Source organism: Brasilonema sp. UFV-L1 (assembly GCF_012912105.1).
Taxonomy (GTDB): Bacteria; Cyanobacteriota; Cyanobacteriia; order Cyanobacteriales; family Nostocaceae; genus Brasilonema.
This window is the reverse complement of record NZ_QMEA01000292.1, coordinates 1-1,363: the sequence shown is the minus strand read 5'-3', so window position 1 is coordinate 1,363 and position 1,363 is coordinate 1. Positions and strand designations below refer to the sequence as shown.

Below are 1,363 nucleotides of genomic sequence, written 5' to 3'. Positions count from 1 at the left end.
GGTGTAGGGGTGTGGGGGAAAGACTTGAAAGTGTACACCTCGACCGGCTGTGGGGGTTTAAAACCCCACCCTCCTGGCTGTCTATGGCTATGGCTAGCGCCACGCTAGCTTGCGTGGCGCTAGCTTGCAATTGGTTAGGTACTACACCTTTTCCAATTGCTCTTCCCCCTTACACCCTTACACCCTTACACCCCTACACCCCTTCTTCTTTATTTTTCAGCGCACTGGGTAATGAGTGAGCGAAAATGAAAACGTAGAGTCTTACTAAATAGCCATAAACCTTATCAAACTTAGTTAAAGTTCGGGAAAAAACTCAAGTTTTTTGAGATGTATTGTGTTTCGATATCTGCTATACTCGTACTTAAGCTGAAAACCAAGGCGAAATTATTCTGGTTTGTAAACCATAGTCGAGTCAAAACTAGCAAACCTGTAAAAAGGTCAAACGGAAATCCACGATTTGTTAAATTTGCTGAAAATGACGGATGGCGAGTGGCTAAAAGCTTCAAAAAATATTTGACTTCAAAAATAGGGTGGGCTACACCCGAATTTACGCTTGTGGACAAGTAGGAGCCGACTCCCTTGGTGAGCCAGCGCCGTGCGGGGGTTCCCCCCGTTGAGGCGACTGGCGTAGAAGCAAGAAGCAGACCCTCTAAAGGAAACTTTAGTTGAATGGCTAGCTTTAAATAAGTTTGGTCAAGTTCTATATAGCAGATGAGTATTTGCCATGTCAGCAAAGTCTACGACTTTCAAACTTCCTCCATTAGAAAGTGGCGATCGCCTGACTCGCTACGAATTCGAGCGTCGCTATACAAAAATGCCACATCTTAAGAAAGCTGAATTAATAGAAGGAGTCGTGTACTTGGCTTGACCAGTGCGAATTAAAAACCATGCAAGACCTCATGCTCAAGTTATGGCTTGGTTAACAACTTATTGGGTTGCAACACCAGGAGTAGACATGGGTGACAACGCCACTGTACGCCTTGATGCTGATAATGAACCTCAACCTGATGCCTTATTACGATTAGAACCAGAGGTAGGAGGGAATTCTCGCATCAGTGATGATGATTATGTTGAAGGCGCACCAGAACTGATTGTAGAAATTGCTGCTAGTAGTGCTTCTTATGACTTAAAAGACAAGCTGAATGCCTATAGCCGCAATGGAGTGCAAGAATATATTGTTTGGCAAATTTATGAGAATCGGCTGAATTGGTTCAGGCTAGAAGAAGGGCAATATATCTCATTGGAAGCGAATTCAGCAGGAGTCATTTGTTCTCAAGTATTTCCAGGATTGTGGTTATCAGTCCCTGCTTTGCAACAGGGAAACTTGGCTGAGGTTTTAGCTTCTTCGCGCCCTCGCCCCGCA

Annotated in this window: 1 protein-coding gene and 1 pseudogene; both read left to right on the top strand. The window is 44.5% G+C overall.

Translation table 11 applies throughout. The features are described 5' to 3' along the window. Positions 1–239, top strand: a 239-nt coding sequence (locus DP117_RS35800; protein WP_211176534.1) for a hypothetical protein, incomplete at its 5' end; no start/stop codon positions are given. A 485-nt stretch (positions 240–724) separates the two neighbouring features. Next, positions 725–1,363 (top strand): annotated as a pseudogene (locus DP117_RS34205) (Uma2 family endonuclease); the annotation flags it as partial.